This window comes from Legionella quinlivanii, from assembly GCF_003265995.1.
In the GTDB taxonomy this organism is placed as follows: Bacteria; Pseudomonadota; Gammaproteobacteria; order Legionellales; family Legionellaceae; genus Legionella_C; species Legionella_C quinlivanii_A.
Genome location: NZ_MVJN01000002.1, coordinates 407,553 through 424,421, shown reverse-complemented (window position 1 = coordinate 424,421; position 16,869 = coordinate 407,553). Strand labels below are relative to the sequence as shown.

Here is a 16,869-nt window from a genome sequence, read left to right as displayed (position 1 = left end):
CAGCTTCCTGTTTGGCGAGCTCTTCAGCCTGCCGCTCAGCTTCCTGTTTGGCGAGCTCTTCAGCCTGCCGCTCAGCTTCCTGTTTGGCGAGCTCTTCAGCCTGCCGCTCAGCTTCCTGTTTGGCGAGTTCTTCAGCCTGTCGCTCAGCTTCCTGTTTGGCGAGCTCTTCAGCCTGCCGCTCAGCTTCCTGTTTGGCGAGCTCTTCAGCCTGCCGCTCAGCTTCCTGTTTGGCGAGCTCTTCAGCCTGCCGCGCTGCTTCCTGTTTGGCCAGCTCTTCAGCCTGTCGTTGTACTTCCTGTTTAGCAATCTCTTCAGCCTGTCGTTCTGCTTCTTGTCTGGCACGCTCTTGTGCTTCGCGCTCGGCTTGCTGCCGTGCCTGATCTATTTTCTCTTCCTGAGCCTTCTGCTGATCAGCCTGCGGTGCTTGCGTTGTTTTTTGAATAGGTCCTGCTTCTTCGCTGATTATTTTATAAAGATCAGTTAAAAAGCTTAAGATCTGAGGTTCGTTTATTGTCTTCTGCTTATATTTATCGAGCTGCTCAAACAGGGTTTCAATCCATTTTTCTTCGGCAAAATAGCCAGGAACCAATTGTTCTTTTTCAAATGTCTGGTGAATAGCTTCCAATTGCTGTAAGGCGGTTTTGGCATTAAATCCTGCTTTCTGAAAACTCTCCAGATAATCTACGAATGTCTGTGACATCTGATCAATTTTTTGTTTGATCTGCAAAAGATCCTGAATGTTGTCTTTGTTGTGTTTAGGCAGATTATCCAGTAGATGATCCAGAAGGACTCCATCAGTGAAGTAATAACTCGCAAGTTTTCCGTCCTGAAAATCTTTTTTAATAGCGGTTAATTCTTTGAGAGCTTCACCTGGAGCATAGTCATTGCTGGAAATGGTTTCCAGAAAACGGTTATACCGAATTTGCAAATTATCAATAGTATTCTTAAATTCGTCCAGACCCACCATAAAGCGAGACACCTTGCTTCGCGTGGCTGAGGGGATGCTGCTCTCCGCTTTAACCATTTCACCTTCAACGGTATTTAGTAAAGTGTTGACCTGCTCATGTTCGCTTTTCAGAATCCATGCGAGCGCTGAATCAGTTTTCTTATCCAGAAGTTGAACCAGTTCCATGCGGATATCTCTGCCGGCAGTTTTAAAGCCAGTGAGTAGTTCCTCTCGATGCTTTTCTAATTCGGATATCAGCTCTTTATCAATCGGAGGGGATGAGTGTTCAGGAGATGTATAGGTACAGCTTTGCAGCAGGCCAACCAACGTTCCCCATTCCTCTTTATTCTGTCTGGCTTTCTCCAAAGCTAGCCGAATAACGCTATTGGCTTCATAGAAAGAGAATAAATTCGAAATCACTTTGGTCTGACCCGTTTTGGCATATTTTTTAAAAAGTGCCATCACTTCATCATTTAATGAGCTGGAGCGATCATTTACTAAGGCTTCAGGCTTCTCAGGTTTAATCTGTTGCATTAACGGCAGCAATTTATCTTCATTGTCTTCATCCAGGGCACGAAGAATCAGCTTGTTTTCAAGCAGGCTATTGGCTGAAGCTCTTCTTTCATTACGAGCGGGTGCTACATCAGCAAAGTGACGTAGATTTTTCTGACTGGTTCGCAGATTGATAATGACGTCCTCAATCTTGCGATGAGACTCTTCGAATGGAGCGTAGTTTTCATTTTTAATCAGCGAATACAGACGTCCCAGCTTTTTATCGTACAAAGTGTCGAAAACCTTTCGCCAGTGGTATTTTTTCATCGCCTCATTGATTGGCGTATCATCTTTTGTATCAACGGGAGGATGTCTTGTTACCGGCGGATCAGGTAATTTTCTCTGCTCTGATTTTACAGATTCATCTCCGGTATTGACTGGGACTTGTTTTGCAATTGGGTTTAGTGATTTCCTCTGTTGCAGTGAGGGTGTGGTTTTTCCTTGAAATTGCGCCTGTGCCATCATTTTTTGTTGGTCGGATGACAGTCTGTTCAGTACTGAGGGAGTGCGTTTATTAGCCCCGGAAGTGGCATCTCTTTCTTTGGCTTCAATGCTTTCTCTTTCCTGCCTTCTTTGTCTCACCAATTGTGGATTAAAAGGTCTGATTTTTTCTGTTCTATAAGGCGCGTTGAATAAATCATCCAGTCGCTCAAAAAGAGATTCTTTTTCTCTTGCCTTGGGTTGATAGGTTTCAAGAAGAGAGTTCACGACGGTAAGACATCGATTGCTGCAGGCCTGATCAAATAAGCCATCGATGTTTTTGACATTCTCACCAAAAGCGGAAAATTTAAAAGTATCTGGGCTATCTTTGAGACGTTTGAAATCAATTTCAGGAAACTTTTTATTAAATTCACCTAGCAGCTCAGAATTGCCTTTTTCATAGAGCTTTTCCAGGTGTTTTATTAACTGATTTGAGTCAAAGAAGCGGCTTTGAAAATGCTTGTCCTCGAATACCTTGTGGAGCAGTTGAATATCGTTTGTTTTAACCAAAGTATCTAAAACATCAGAGGCGGTAATGTCTTTTAGCAATGCGCCATTTTCCAGTAGTAATATAAGCCCTTTGCTATTATGAGCGGCCAATGCTTTATAAACAGGCGTGGCATGGGTTGAATATCCACTATTTGCAAACTTGGACAAAGCGACAACCAGCTTTTCATCATGTCGTTCAACAGCCTTATTAAGCAGTTGCAGGCGATAGGAATCATCTTTTAGTTTGTTTTGGCGGATAATTTTGTTTAACAGAGTGAACTGGCCTTGTTCTTCCAGCTGTTTGTAAAGATCAACATTTTCAAGAAGGCTGGAGTGCTCCATAAACAGATGATTTAAACACTCATCATCACCTAATCGATTAACCTCAAGAAATAAATTATAGAAATAGCCGGGACTTGCTGTGAAGCACTGCGAAAGTGAACTTGCGAACTCGAATTCTTTATTCAAAATTGCCCATCGATAAGCATATTTTTCTGCAGGATATTTTTTATGTTTCACAACTTCAGTCAATCGAATCAGCTCATCTCCACTGGCTGACTGCATTGCTTTCATCTCTGGATTCAGAGCCGGGATAAGATGGCTTTGATCGAGAAGTCTGGAGTCTCTGAATAAAACAGCGACTTCTTTTAACACATGGGGAGTCTCATGAAAGCTGGCATGATGAATTACCTGGGCTGCATGGCTTGCCAGGGTCTCCTCGTGACCTACAATTAATGTCTTTAATCGATCAAGGAGAAAGTGATACATTTTGTCTTGTCGATTTGGATAATCCGCAATCAGTTTTTCCAGAGTATCAATCTTGAGTGCGGCACCTGATTGCCGCAATTTTTCGGCAATCTCCACATTCCCTGACTCCACTGCCCAGGATAGCGCTTCATTTTTTGTAAATTGTGGTATCTTTCTGGTCGGCCAATTATCGAGAATTATGTGATTATTGTTGGGGAAGCGGGCTAATACTTTAAATGGGGTATAGGGCTTGCCAGCATCAAAAAGCGAAATGGGCAGTTTCTCACCTTTCTTAAACTTGCCATCCACTGCTTTTTTAAGGAAATGTACCCAGGGATCATTCCCGGATAAAGCGCCCACACAAGTTGCAAAAATAGCGGGTTCTTTTCTATTTAAGGCAGTAGCGAACAGGCTTTGAGGAATGGGAATATTTGCATCGGCCAAGAGTTTTAAATTGTCTGGGGTAATTTTTGATATTATTTTCTCATCAAAAATAGACTCTTTGCTCGCCGAGCCTAGTCTGCTAACTTGCTGTAGTAAAATCTTTAATGACTTGCTGCTATTATTTTCTGCGGCGACTTTTAATAAGTCCGCAATCATTTTTTCATTGATCAGATCAGGGAAATGAAGGAATAAATTTTCCAGTATTCCTGATTTATCTTTTCCAATATTCTTTTTTAAGGCTTCAATAATTGGATCTATATCGAAGGAACTGGCATCAATTGAGTGAGCCTTTAAAAACTGGGCAAGCACCTCTATATTTTTTTTATCTTTACCTTTAACCGCGTATTCGAGAAGGCTTGTTGCTTTAACAGTGGGATTGCTGCTGTGTACAAATTTTTGCTTAAATGCGTTCGGATCATTGGATTTGGTGGTGAAATAATTATCAAGCATTTGCTTGAGCAGATCGGCAGATCCATATAATGGCATGTACCTGATAACTCTTTCTGCTTCAATGACGCTTAAACGTTTAAAGATATTCAATGCCAGCTCATAGCGGGTATGACCTTCTGCGCAGGTAGCGTGTTCGGCTTTTAGCGGCATGTGTTGAACTAAGTGTTGGATAGTGTCCGTGTCATTAGCTCTGATAGCGCAGGTCATGGAATCATAACCGTATCCTTTGGGATGGTTAATACTGCGTGTCAGGGAGGAAGAAGTAGCAAAATGCGCTCTTTGAATATCAGCTTTGGAGGGGTAGACAGCTGCTCTTTTTTCATTGGGGTGAGCAAAGGCTCTGACTGATATTCCCAAGTAATCACGATAAAGGTTCGAAGGATTTACATCACCAAAACATTTCTCAATCTCTTCAATTGCCTTAGCTGCTGTGTCAAAGCTCTTGGTATTATTAATTTTTTTATTGGCATCTTCATCGTAATTAGGATCGTATACGACATAGCGATTATTTGAGAAAGAAATAGCAATCGCATGGTTATTTGACGCGACATAACAGGCGCGTCCTTCGTTTTTAATGGAGCCCAGTATTTCTCCCCATTTGACTCGGGTATCCACTAAACCAATATTGTATTCATTGTTTACTGGCTTACCATCAAATTTGAGGATTGCATTTAAGTCTCCCTGATAGGTTCCTTTATGATAAATCTGGCTGTTAAAAGCGATTTCAACATCTTTAATAAAATTATCAAAGTCGGGATCATCACCCATATTGTAATTTTTAGGAGGATTAGCAAGCTTGCGCTCCATCTCAAAAAATTCAGTTTCTCTGCCTTCAAGAAAATACTTGACATAAATACTTGCCAGTCCTCCGCAAACACCGCCCGTATTTAATTCAAGTTGAAACCCTTTTTTCTTTAATAATTCATTCACTGAATCGATGATTTTAGTTTGCGCAGGCATTTTTAACTTCTCCTGAAATTCGTAACAAATGGGAATATAAAAGGAATTGGAAGAGGGCTGCAGGATTTCGACAAAGCACAGAGAATGAAAAGCGCATTTTTATGCCTGCAAAACAAATAGAAAATGTACTAATAAATATAGCTCTAAATTATTAAACTGCCCATTAGCAATTAGGAACAGAATGAGCGCTCATTATATTAAGGAAATATTAAGACAAGATTAAGAAGAGCAGCTTACGCAAATCTTTTTTGACCATCCAGGAGGGAAATCGGCGTAGGGGGTATTATCCTGTTGTTCTTCATAGGGAAGTTTTAGAAGTTTAAACAAGCGATCGATTTCTGAAAAATTGTGATGAGTGTAGGCTTCATCTATCGCTTGCTGGGCTAGATAATTTCGCAGAATGTATTTGGGATTTTTCAGCATCATTTTTTCTTTTCGCTCATTTTCAGAGGCAGTTTCCCTCGACAATCTTTGTTCGTACTGCTCTAACCATTCATTCACTTTTGTGATGAAGGAAAATAATGGTTTGCTTCCTGATCTGTCGGCAAGCCAGCGAAAAAAAATGGTATAGTCAATTGACTGCTCATGAAGGATTGAGAGCAGTTGATTGACGAGTAATCTGTCATTTTCGTCTTCTCGAAAAAGCCCCAGTTTGGCACGCATTTGAGCCAGATAGTTTCGCTGGAAATGAGTTTCAAAAAGTGAAAGAGAATCCTGCAATAAATGGACTGGAATTAATGGGGTTAGCGCTTGAGCTAATGCCTGCAAATTCCAGTAGGCAATAGCAGGTTGTTTATTATAGGCATAACGTCCCGACTCATCAGAACTATTGCAAATATGATTAAAATCAAAACTATCCAGAAAGCCGAAAGGGCCATAGTCAATGGTTAATCCAATAATCGACATGTTATCTGTATTCATTACACCATGACAAAAACCAACTGCTTGCCACAGGGCCATTAATTCTGCGGTTTTTAATACGGCCTGGCGGAATAACTCCTCATAACCAGATTGATCCTGCGGGCATTCTGGATAATGCCTTGCTAATACATAATCGGCTAACTGTTTAAGCGCATCCAGTTGGTTGGTATAGTAAAAATACTCAAAATGACCAAAGCGAATGAGTGATTCTGATACGCGAGTGAGAATAGCACCAGGTTCTTCAGTATAGCGATATACCGGCTCGTTGGTCGCAATAATACAGAGTGCGCGGCTAGTGGGAATTCCCAGAGCATGCATTGCTTCCGAACAAAGATACTCCCGAATGGTGGATTGCAATACCGCTCGGCCATCGCCCATACGTGAGTAGGGCGTTTTTCCAGATCCTTTTAGTTGCAAATCCCAGCGCCGATGTTGCCTATCCAGTATTTCGCCCAACAGGTGGGCTCGGCCATCGCCGAGCTGAGATACATAATAACCGAACTGGTGGCCAGAATAGACGCTGGCGATTGACTCGCTGCCTGGAAGCATTTTATTCCCGGAAAAATAAAGCGAGATTTCCCCGACTGCAATAGTATCCAGACCCAGCTGATTCGCCAGTGAATTATTAAAATGTACCAGTTCAGGGCGTGCTACCGGTGTTGGTTGCAATCGGCTATAAAATAGGGGAGCCAGTCTGGTAAAGCTGTTGTCAAAGCGAATAGGCATTAATTTACAATCAGATTCTTATCGTGAAAATTATAGATTTAAAGGCTGAGGAAATAAAGGGGATTTTCGGAGAGAGAGGGATTCGAACCCTCGATACGTTGCCGTATACACACTTTCCAGGCGTGCGCCTTCAACCACTCGGCCACCTCTCCAAGCGCGCAAGAATAGCGGTTTCTTAATAAAAGATCAAGCCTCAAAGAAATTGTGATAATTTCTGATTGCCCACCTCTGACCTAACAGAATCAAGGCTTTTTCTTTGTCGCCTTTGACGTTTTGGCTCCCTTTGGTTTCACCGTATTAGTACTTGTCGGGTTTATGGCTTTTCCCTCGACAAAGTCTGGATTTGTATAATCGGGAATATTGTTAATAGATAGCCCGCCTGATATATTTTTCAGGTTTTCATCTGATATTTTTTTGTCTTTTTTATTGGAGATCGTTGATTTGGTTGCCATAGTCTATTGTCTCCTGGTGACATCTTAAGTACTAAAGAAATATTTTAAATGTAGTAACTGTATAAAAATATACCAAACGAATTGAAGACTTATACGCGAGTTAATACATTTTAAGATGATTAAGATTTTTTCTTTGACTTCTTTGTCTTGGGAGTTGTAGTTGTTGCCGTTGATGGCTCAACATAAGTTCCACCTGCTGGACTACCTGCGCCATGATAGGCACCGTTATCGCCAATCCATGCACCGCCTGATATATTTTCCAGATTTTCATCTGAAATTTTTTTATCAATTTTGCTTGCATTAGGTTGTTGCTTAATTGCCATAATCTATAGTCTCCTGAAACAATACTAACTGTTAATATAGTAGTTGTTTAAAAATATATCAAATAATTAGTCCTGATTTGTAATGTATATGATTATTTTATTTCCAATCCATAACTTGTTTTTTAGGTCTAAACTTGTATCATTGGATGATAAAGGGAAATTTCATATGATTCGCTTATTCTCAATTCTGACTGGGCTGATGATTTATAGCTATTCATTTGCATTTACCTGTTTTGCAACCGTGGTTAAAGACAATTGCTGGACGAATTATGATGTTAATGTCGCCATCATGGACGCAACCAGTCATCAGCAGATATTGGCTGTAACCGTTCCCAAAGGACAACAATGGATTAGACAGGAATTTACCTGTCAGCCTGGACAAGCATTTATGTATCAGGCTACATTTACTCCGACTATCTGGGAAGGGGAGGAGGGAAAAGTGTATAAAGCATTACGGTTTTGGTTTCTTCCAGCTGCCCCGACACCTGATCAAACCGCATGGGATGTATCGATTTGCTATTCAAAGGACTTCGCTGAAGTTCCACTTCCACCCCAGGCTACAGGGGCTTGTACCTGTAACATGAAAGCACCACCCCCTATAGCTCCTATGAAACAACAACCGGCGTCTTAAAATAAGAAAAAAAATATGGCAGGAACCAGTTTATTAACCTTGCTTGATGATATCGCCACAGCTCTCGACGATATCGCATTAATGACTAAGACCGCGACTAAAAAAACGGCCGGCGTATTGGGGGACGATCTTGCTTTGAATGCAGAGCAGGTCATTGGTCTTCATGCGCACCGGGAGTTGCCTGTGGTATGGGCTGTCGCGAAAGGGTCGATAATCAATAAATTGATATTAATCCCTTTAGCGCTTCTCATTAGCTTTGTGATGCCACCATTGGTGCTCATTTTATTAATGCTGGGTGGATTGTATTTAAGTTTCGAGGGCTTTGAAAAAATCCTGGAAAAGTTCCATAAACATGAAAAGCCAAAGCCAGTCAATGAAATACTGGAAATCGATAAAGATCAGTTTGAGAAAGATAAAATACGAAGTGCTGTGCGTACTGACTTTGTGCTTTCCGCTGAAATTATCGTAATCACACTGGGTGCAGTGGCTCATTCCTCGCTGATCAATCAGGTGATGGTATTAAGCTTGATTTCAATGATTATGACCATTGGAGTGTATGGTTTAGTCGCCCTTATTGTGAAGCTTGACGATTTGGGATTTCTTTTACGGGAAAAAAAGAAACCAATCAGGCAAATTGGTCTCTTTCTGATTGGTTCAGCGCCGATGTTAATGAAGTTTTTAGCAATTGCCGGTACCATTGCCATGTTTTTAGTAGGGGGAAGTATTATTAGTCATGGAATACCGGCCCTTCATTTTTATACCCGGAATTTATCGTTTCCTGTCAATTTAGGAGCTGATTTTTTAATCGGAGTTATCAGCGGGGGAATAGTTGCTGCTCTATATACTCTGTTCAAAAAAATGAAGTTAGGTAGTTAAATTTTATCCTTATCAGGTTTATCATAGCGTGTTTTAGTGGCACTGCTATTAAGTAAAGTTCAAATTTATACTAAACGGTCCTCCCCGCGAAGGCGGGGATCCATCTCTGAGCTCACTATAATGCCAACTAAGGAATGGATTCCCGCATTCGCGAGAATGACAAAATTCTTTAACTTAATGGCAGTGGTTTTAAGCGGGAGCCTCTATTGAACTCGATTGGTTGGACAGAAAGACAGAGTCTTTTTCGACTCATTCCTTTGATTATCAGCATTTCATTCGCAATGGATGTTTTCGTGCCGGCGATTCCTTCCATGAGCCGTTTTTTTCATACTGATAATACAATCATGCAGGCAAGCCTGTATGTGTTTATGTTTACCGTGGCTTTAGGGCAACTGATTACCGGGCCTCTGGCGGACAGGGTGGGGCGAAGGAATATAGCGCTTGGCAGTGCGGTGCTCTTTTTTATTGGCTCTTTTCTTTCAACCTGGACCAGTTCTGTTCATGCATTAATTTTCACCAGAATCATTCAGGCTGCCGGTGCATGTGGTACTTATCTGGTATGTTTTATAATCGTCAGAGATAATTTTTCAACACAGGCATGTGCCCGATTATTCAGTGTGTTATCAGGAACCAATTCAATTATCGCCAGTAGTGCACCGGTTATTGGCGGTGTATTACTTGATCTGACCCACAATTGGCACAGTGGTTTTTATTTTCTGACCCTGCTCGGATTGCTGATGACTGTCATTGCTTTTCGTGGAGTTCCAGATTATCAATTCCCAAAACCCAAAACATCCTCAGCCAATTGGTGGCAGGCAATGAGGCCGATGATAAAGAATGCTGATTTTCGTCGATACACGCTGGTTGCCTCTTCCTGTTTACTGGGGTTGTACTTGTTTTGCGCTTTATCCCCGGGGATATTAATCACGCAACTTCATTTAAACGGCACAGAATATGGTCTGTGGTTTGGTTTAAACGCAATGACCATGTTTTTTACCAACATGCTTGCAGTGCGATTCACTTATTCGTATCCACTGGAAGCTATTGTTCGTTGCGGCATTATTATCATGATTGCTTCCTGCTTAATGATGACAGCGCTTAATTTTGATCAATGCAGTGTATTACGATTTATGCTGCCTATGATTTGTTTAACGATAGGCATTGGAATGAGTATGGGTTGTGCCACTGCGCTCGCGTTGAAGGATTTTGAAACACAGGCAGGTACAGCAACTGCCCTGGTAGGCGCTTGCCAGTTTGGCCTCTCTGGGTTAATGGGAGTTATCACCGCTCAGGTAACACCGGGACCTTTGAGTTTAACGATTCCTGTTTTTTGCTTCAGTGCATTGGGGCTTATCCAGTTATCGAGATTTGGATGGAGACTAGGGCGTGTTTTTAAAGTTTAAGATTATGCCACTGCAGGGAGATCCCTCGCTGCGCTCGGGATGACGTGAGGGGGCGGGATGACGTGGGAGTTACAAAAAATTTAATATTTCTGGTAAAATATTGCTCATGATGTCTCTATTCGACCGCCAATCGTGTTCCAGTATTTTCAACAGTTAATAAGCAAGGCAAATCGATTTCCTTTATCCGAAGTAAAGTTCAAGCGTCTGACTTCACTGGTTTTGCCTTTAGCTACCCAGTTTAAAAACCAGGCGTTTCCTCAGGCCAATTGGTCATTGACAAGGGTATCCAATCAGAGTGGGGTGCAACAGCGGCATCTGGTATTACCGCGTTTTAATCGGGTAAATGAGCGTTGTTATCTGCAGGATGATGGTTTGATTGGAAGCGGAGTTGAAGTAGAGAAGCTTGAAGTTCTTTATCAATGTAAAAATTTGAATCCTGAGCTGGCTCTGGACAGGCTTTTGATTGGGCTTCATCCTAATCAGGTTGTGTCGGTAATGGCACTGCCAAGACCGGGTAACAGTATGAAGCTTTGCAGGGCGCTTTCAGGGAATGAATCATTTGCTTCTATAAAAGATTTACATAATCCAGCCCTGGTAAATCTGCATTCCTATCAATTCGCGTCTCGCGCAGGCGCTGATCCAAGAGCGCGGGCCTCTTTGCAGGTTCGTTGTGATAATGAAGCGGATGTCAGGCGTTTGCAATGTTTCATGACGGGTATACAAACCCTGGGTGGTTTTAGTCAGTCAGTAACAGCACTTTGGGAACACATCCAAAAACAAATGGAGTCTCAAAGTTCCTGGATGATTCAAGAGGATATTCCGGTGGTTGCTGAGCGGATGTTGTTTAACGGTTATCCCAATGGAATAGCCGATTTACAGCGCCAAACAGCTATTTCAAGCTTCCATCCCGATGATGTGCTGAATTATCCAGACACAATTCCGGCTATTCACCTGGCAATCCTGGCTCAGAATGAAGAGAAAGTAGAGCAGTTATTGGAAAATGATCCGATGCTGGTCTATCAGCGCTGTCCCGAAGGCCGATTGCCGATTGAACTTGCCGAGTTCTGCCTTAACGCGCCTATAGTGGCGCAAATATTCAATAGCTGGCAAGCACTTCCAAAATCAAGACAATGGGCTTCGCAGCGGTTTATTGAAGCAGCGAATCATATGGTTTCTGCTGAGCAAACCAATATTCTGACGTTTGATGAGGAGTTCAAACAAAGTAAAGTTCGTCAATATTTTGAGAAAAGCCTGCCCAGTTTTGCAGATCCTTTGGCTATTTATCAGAGCAATCTATCAGAGGATAAAAATAAACTGCATGAAATGTTCGAGCGGGAAACAGCCGATTGGATAGCGATGGAATCGGCTTGCCTGTCAGGGAATTTAGAATTGGCAAAAGCTATTTTTGCGCAGAGATTGCCTCTTGGCCTGACATTATTTAAGGGGATTCTGATAGGCTATTTTCCGATGATCGAAACTGCCTTACAGGATAGTCTGTCAGTTGCTGACTATGAGATGCAAGCTAAGCTTCCAGAACGACTAAGGCATTTATTGCGGATGCAAAATGAAATGGTAAAAGTCCTTAGCGATAAAGGCAAACGATATGAACAATGCCGGTTTATTTTTGATAGCGAACTGGAGTTATGGACAAATATTCGCGATGCGGTTCGGCAAAGGGATGCCCTGCGCCTTAAAGCTATCAGCAGAAATCATTTCAATGAGAGATCAGGGAGAAGTTTTAAAGCACGCATATTATTTGAAGATAGCGATTGGGATAAAATTGAAGATTATTTGAAGGGTGAGGCGCTGCTTTTTGAACATTTCGATATTTATCTTGCTCTGTATCAAAAGCAAACATCAAAAGCCCTTGCGCTTATCCGTGCCCAATTGCAGGCTATTCGCTCACAGATTGAGCACATTTCAACTACGAAACCTCAGAGGTCGGAACGCGGATTGCTTCATCATCAGGCAATACTGGGTGTCATTCAGAATTTTGACTCATTTGTTGAAGAAAAGCATGCATTTGATCAATATAAGTTGATAATTAAAGAGATTTTGAGCCGGCAGGCGACTCACCATAAAGAATACTTGCTATCCGCGCAGCGGCGAATGACCCCGCTTCCTGACCGACTGATTTTTTATATAAATAGTCTGGTAATTGATACGAGCTCTCTGGAAGACCTTGAAGCCGATGTGGAAAAATACTTAAGTCTTGATTCGACAAAAGACAGGGATCTGTTTCGAGCAGTCTGGGTAACTGTTGCGAAACAAAAGAGGCTGGATCTTGATGCATTGGCTGAGGCGACAGCAGACTATAAAAAGGAATGTAAAACCACGGATGAGAAAATTTTTCAGTTATTCAGTGCCTGTCTCATCTGGCAGACAGGCTCGCAGGTTTATCTGCAAAGTTTGAATGTAGAACGGTCAATGCAGTTTCCTTCATCTATCCTGGCAATGTGTGTAAGGGATAGTAGAGGCTATAATGCCGGCCAGCCACTGCGTCATTGCTCTGCAAGAGATGATTTTCGCCTTGATTCGATTATTAAAAGCAATTTACTTAGTTATGAAGCTCAGGACTTCTGGGGGTATACGCCTTTATTATTGGCTGTTGCCGCCAACCAGCTTGCAACGGTTAAATCATTTTTTGAACGAGGGATTGGAGTCGATATCGTAGTTCCTTTAAGGAGAACTGATTGTTTATATTATAGTTTGCTTGATAATTCCCCCTCGCGTGAAATGACCGCTTTATTACTCCACTATTATTTAAAACCTGAATTTATCTTTTCCTGGAAGGAGGGGATGGAGGATAAATTGCAGATACTACTGATGTATCACCATCATTTGAGCCATGATGCGTTCGGTCAGAGTCTGCTTGATTATATTGCCGCAGGTCATCATTATGATTTGGCTTTGCTTGATGTGATATTGGAACATCGGGATAGTTTTGTGCAGGAAGGCCCCTATGATCCTGAAATGCCTGTGGAAGTACAAAGGCGCTTTGAAAAGCATAATGAGACAATTGCTTTGAAAATAAAAAGGCTTGCTCAGCGGCAGGCGAGCCTGCAACACTACAGTTTTTTTCAGAAGAGTCTTCCTTCACTGGGTTTTAAGGTGAAAGAAGAGGAGGCTCCCGCCAAATCATTTTATTCCTTATTAAAAACAACCGCTGAATTAAACGCAGAAGAACAGGATACACTGGCGGGAGTCTTTGCACGTCAATTTGAGCTACCCGGAGATCTTGAGTCTTTCCAGAAATTGCTGGTGTTTTTTAAAGAAAAAGTATTAAGCCAGCCTGCTTATATATTTGATGTATTTTACGATAGCCATGACCTGCCGGTCGCCTTTTGCTGCTTTAAAATAAAACAGGTTGATAATCCTGCTTATGGTCGTTTTAATGTGATTTATGCGTCTATTGCAGCCTGTGAAACACAGGCTGCCCGCTATAATCTGCTGACTTCATCGTTCAAGATTGTATTAGCCGCAAAAAAAATCAGTGATGCTCAAAATATTCCTTTAAAGTTTTACGGGCGTTTTGGCCGTCCAGGAATTGCTTATCTGCTTATTCCGAAAGAAGCGCAGGTTTCCACCAAATATCATCAGCCCGGGAACTTGGTGCAATTTATAGCAGGTTTATTTGATAATGCCATTGAGAAGGATGGATCCTCTTTACCTCCAGTGCAATCCAAAGCCGTTCCTGCGGGCAGAAACGCCAGACTTGAGGAATACAATTATTTACTTAATGAGTGTCTCAAGGCTCGAGCCAATGCGTCCTTGCCTTTGATTTTCGAGGTGGACGACGTGGTTTATCACAGTTGGCTCAAGAGATTATCTCAAACCTGTGCTGTGACGGAGTATTATATCGAAGAGCTTGCCAGAGATGAAAGACTTGAGCCACATCCTGTAGTGAGCACAGACTGTGAAATCGCTTTTCCAGGCAGAAGTTGTTAAAATGCAGGAGTCACAATCGATGAGGACGGTATGAACCTCAAAAAAATCTATCGTGAACATCCCTGTTTTAGCCATGCTCAAGCGTTTACTGAGCTTTGTGAGCCGCTTAAAACCCTGGGAATCACTCATTTTTCCCATGTTAGTGTAAGCAGAGAAGGGCGTTTTTCTTTCATATCGCAAAATCCTGATTTTGTTTCTCATTATCTTGAAAATACCTACTTTGATTTCGACGTCCATCGAATCGTCCCGTCGCGGGAGGAGCAATACTTTATCAGAGATTTGCAATGCCTGACCGGGCGAACCAAAGCCCTGCAGGAGGCATTTAACCAACACGGTTTTGGCCATTCTTTTACTATACTTCGCTCGGGAAATGGGGTTGTGGATGCCTATAATTTTGCTACCCGTTTGGGGAATAACGTCATTAATGGCCAGTATCTTGAAAAGCTTGATTTTTTGAAGCAGTTTCTGCTTTATTTTCACGATAAAATCGACACGCATTCTGATTTAAAAAAAGCCTATGGATTATCGTTATCCTTACAAAAACAAAATGCAGGATTTCAGGAGGAAAGGCCTGTTTGCAAAGATGCTCTGATTTTGCCTTTTCTTGAACGAGTCCCTGTTCCAGGAACGGGTTCTTACCTCACCTTTCGTGAATATGAATGCATGTGCTGGCTGGCCAGAGGAAAAACGCAACAGGAAATTGCCGACATTTTAATGCTCAGTTTACGTACTGTGAAAGCACATGTCGGACAGGTCAGGAAAAAGATGGGCTGCGAAAATCAGTTTCAGTTGGGGCTGCTGTTATCCAGACTGGAATCGTTAATCACAATAACCCTAGATAACGCCAGTAAGGAATAGAGGCATAGATAACTGCTATTTTGGCGATGGCCAATAAGGCGTTAGTAATCAATACTGGTTTCAGTTCAAAATTTTGCTGCTGATTAAGCAGTTTTTTAAAACAAAGAAAATAGCTGGATTGATAAGGGAATATCCATGATTCAGTCGCCATTAAAATCACAAAGGCAATGATCCATTGATTGACGCTTCCACTTGCCAAAACAGGGGCTAGCAAGGTAAAGGCAATTCCCGGGGCGATCATAGTGCCGAAAATGATACACAAGAGCCAGCTTAGTGCGAAGAGTAAGAATATGAAAATAAATATATTCTGAGAAACAGGGCTTAACCAGTTATGCACTTGGGCAATCCATAAGGGAAGCGTCATTCCATTGATGAATTTCATAATACCAATCATGGTTGCCAGGTAGCATATAAATTTCCAGTTAATATGATTGCTAAAGTCTTTCACTCTTAAAAGGCCAAAGCAAAGAGGGATAGATGCGGTTAACAAGGCAATAAACAATGGGTGTACTGGCAGTATATTTCTTAATGCCAGACTTGCGATTAGTACTGCTATTGAAAGCAGGGAGGCGTACTCTTTTGCAGATATTGGTCCCAGCTTGTAACAGGTTTTCAATAGACTGAAACGTTTAATCTCTGGAACTTCTGGCGCTTTATAGGCGATGGAATGGATTAGAAAAAAAGCAGCGACCAGTAATATCCCCGGAAAGGCTGCAAACGAGAGCCAGACTAGCCAGGCGTTGGAAAGGCTGTCCGAGGAGGACATTGCACTGAATAAAAGATAGTTGCTTGACTTGCCTGTTAAAAATACCGTTGACAATAAAACACAGCCGCTAAAAGCTGCATTGGCCATGGCATTCGCTGCCTTGCCTTGAGGTTTATAGCCGCTAATGGAGACAATATTATCCAGAACCGGTGCCATAATCGCCACTCGAGTACTTTGGACTGAGAGAATTGGAGTCATCAGCAGTCCAATAAAAAATAACAGTTTTTCGAGGCAGGCTGGTCTGTGGGCAAATCTTAGTAATAACAGAACAATCATTCTTTGAAAAATCTGTGACTTCTGAATGACACAGGCGACGATAAAAAAAGACAAAACAATGTATACATTCCCGCTAGTAAATCCCGACATAATAAGGAGCTGGGATTTCTCGGGAATAAGTAAACTCGAAGCGAAGGTGATTGCTGAAAGCGTATACTCTGAAATTAAGCCTATGCCGGTCAGGAAAAGAGCCGCGATAGAAATAGTAAGAAAAAGCTGTTCTTCCATGCCAGAATAAGCAGGCATAATCTGAATCGATTTGAATGAAACCAAGGAACTGAGAAGGCTTGCAGCAAGACCCATCGCGAGAAGTGTTTTTACTAATAACCCGGCTGACAACTGTTGTCGTTTTGAATCAAAAAACTGCATATCAAATTCCCGCTAAAGCTTATTCTTCTTATTCATCTCCCTGATTGTGGTTTCATCCTGCGCCTTTGAGTTTAGTTAATAAAAATAAAGACGGATATTGTACTAAAGTGCAATCTGGCCATTATGGCGAGCAAAGAACGTTTGATTTTATAAGACAAAGCTTAAGTTTTTATTAAATGGCTTAAATTGGTTTTAAGAGAAGGACCGCTGCCTGGCTCCTGGATAGTATATAATTTAAACAGAACGGTCTTG

At 41.8% G+C, this 16,869-nt stretch carries 9 protein-coding genes, 1 tRNA gene and 1 pseudogene; 5 read left to right on the top strand and 6 right to left on the bottom strand.

Annotated elements, in window-relative coordinates:
* From B1207_RS03745 to B1207_RS03725, 5 genes and pseudogenes are all read right to left on the bottom strand, one after another.
* Positions 1 to 5,068 (bottom strand): annotated as a pseudogene (locus tag B1207_RS03745) (cell envelope integrity protein TolA); the annotation flags it as partial.
* Between the two features lie 219 nt (positions 5,069 to 5,287).
* Entirely contained in the window at positions 5,288 to 6,715 is a 1,428-nt protein-coding gene (locus tag B1207_RS03740) for a protein adenylyltransferase SelO (protein ID WP_112218655.1), read from the bottom strand.
* Between the two features lie 67 nt (positions 6,716 to 6,782).
* Positions 6,783 to 6,867: transfer RNA gene (locus B1207_RS03735), tRNA-Ser, on the bottom strand.
* Between the two features lie 90 nt (positions 6,868 to 6,957).
* Positions 6,958 to 7,167 carry a hypothetical protein gene (locus tag B1207_RS03730; RefSeq protein WP_112218654.1) on the bottom strand — a complete coding sequence of 70 codons (210 nt, stop codon included), beginning with the start codon at positions 7,165 to 7,167 and terminating at the stop codon, positions 6,958 to 6,960.
* Between the two features lie 119 nt (positions 7,168 to 7,286).
* A complete protein-coding gene (locus tag B1207_RS03725) occupies positions 7,287 to 7,490 on the bottom strand; it encodes a hypothetical protein (RefSeq protein WP_112218653.1) in 204 nt (67 codons plus the stop codon).
* 166 nt (positions 7,491 to 7,656) lie between these two features.
* Between B1207_RS03725 and B1207_RS03720 the strand changes: the two genes are divergently transcribed.
* The 5 genes from B1207_RS03720 to B1207_RS03700 all read left to right on the top strand — a co-directional run bounded on the left by B1207_RS03720 (position 7,657) and on the right by B1207_RS03700 (position 15,206).
* On the top strand, positions 7,657 to 8,121 hold the full coding sequence (locus B1207_RS03720) for a hypothetical protein (RefSeq protein WP_112218652.1): 465 nt from the start codon (positions 7,657 to 7,659) through the stop codon (positions 8,119 to 8,121).
* A 15-nt stretch (positions 8,122 to 8,136) separates the two neighbouring features.
* Positions 8,137 to 8,997: a DUF808 domain-containing protein gene (locus tag B1207_RS03715; protein WP_112218651.1), complete on the top strand. Its 861-nt coding sequence runs from the start codon at positions 8,137 to 8,139 to the stop codon at positions 8,995 to 8,997.
* Between the two features lie 206 nt (positions 8,998 to 9,203).
* Positions 9,204 to 10,400, top strand: a complete 1,197-nt coding sequence (locus B1207_RS03710) for a multidrug effflux MFS transporter (protein ID WP_112218650.1) — start codon at positions 9,204 to 9,206, stop codon at positions 10,398 to 10,400.
* A 132-nt stretch (positions 10,401 to 10,532) separates the two neighbouring features.
* Positions 10,533 to 14,348: a hypothetical protein gene (locus tag B1207_RS03705; protein WP_112218649.1), complete on the top strand. Its 3,816-nt coding sequence runs from the start codon at positions 10,533 to 10,535 to the stop codon at positions 14,346 to 14,348.
* Positions 14,349 to 14,378: 30 nt separating this feature from the next.
* Positions 14,379 to 15,206: a helix-turn-helix transcriptional regulator gene (locus B1207_RS03700; RefSeq protein WP_112218648.1), complete on the top strand. Its 828-nt coding sequence runs from the start codon at positions 14,379 to 14,381 to the stop codon at positions 15,204 to 15,206.
* Here the strand turns inward: B1207_RS03700 and B1207_RS03695 are convergent.
* A complete protein-coding gene (locus tag B1207_RS03695) occupies positions 15,172 to 16,617 on the bottom strand; it encodes an SLC13 family permease (protein ID WP_112218647.1) in 1,446 nt (481 codons plus the stop codon). The two genes, B1207_RS03700 and B1207_RS03695, sit on opposite strands and share 35 nt — an antisense overlap.
* Positions 16,618 to 16,869 lie beyond the last annotated feature (252 nt).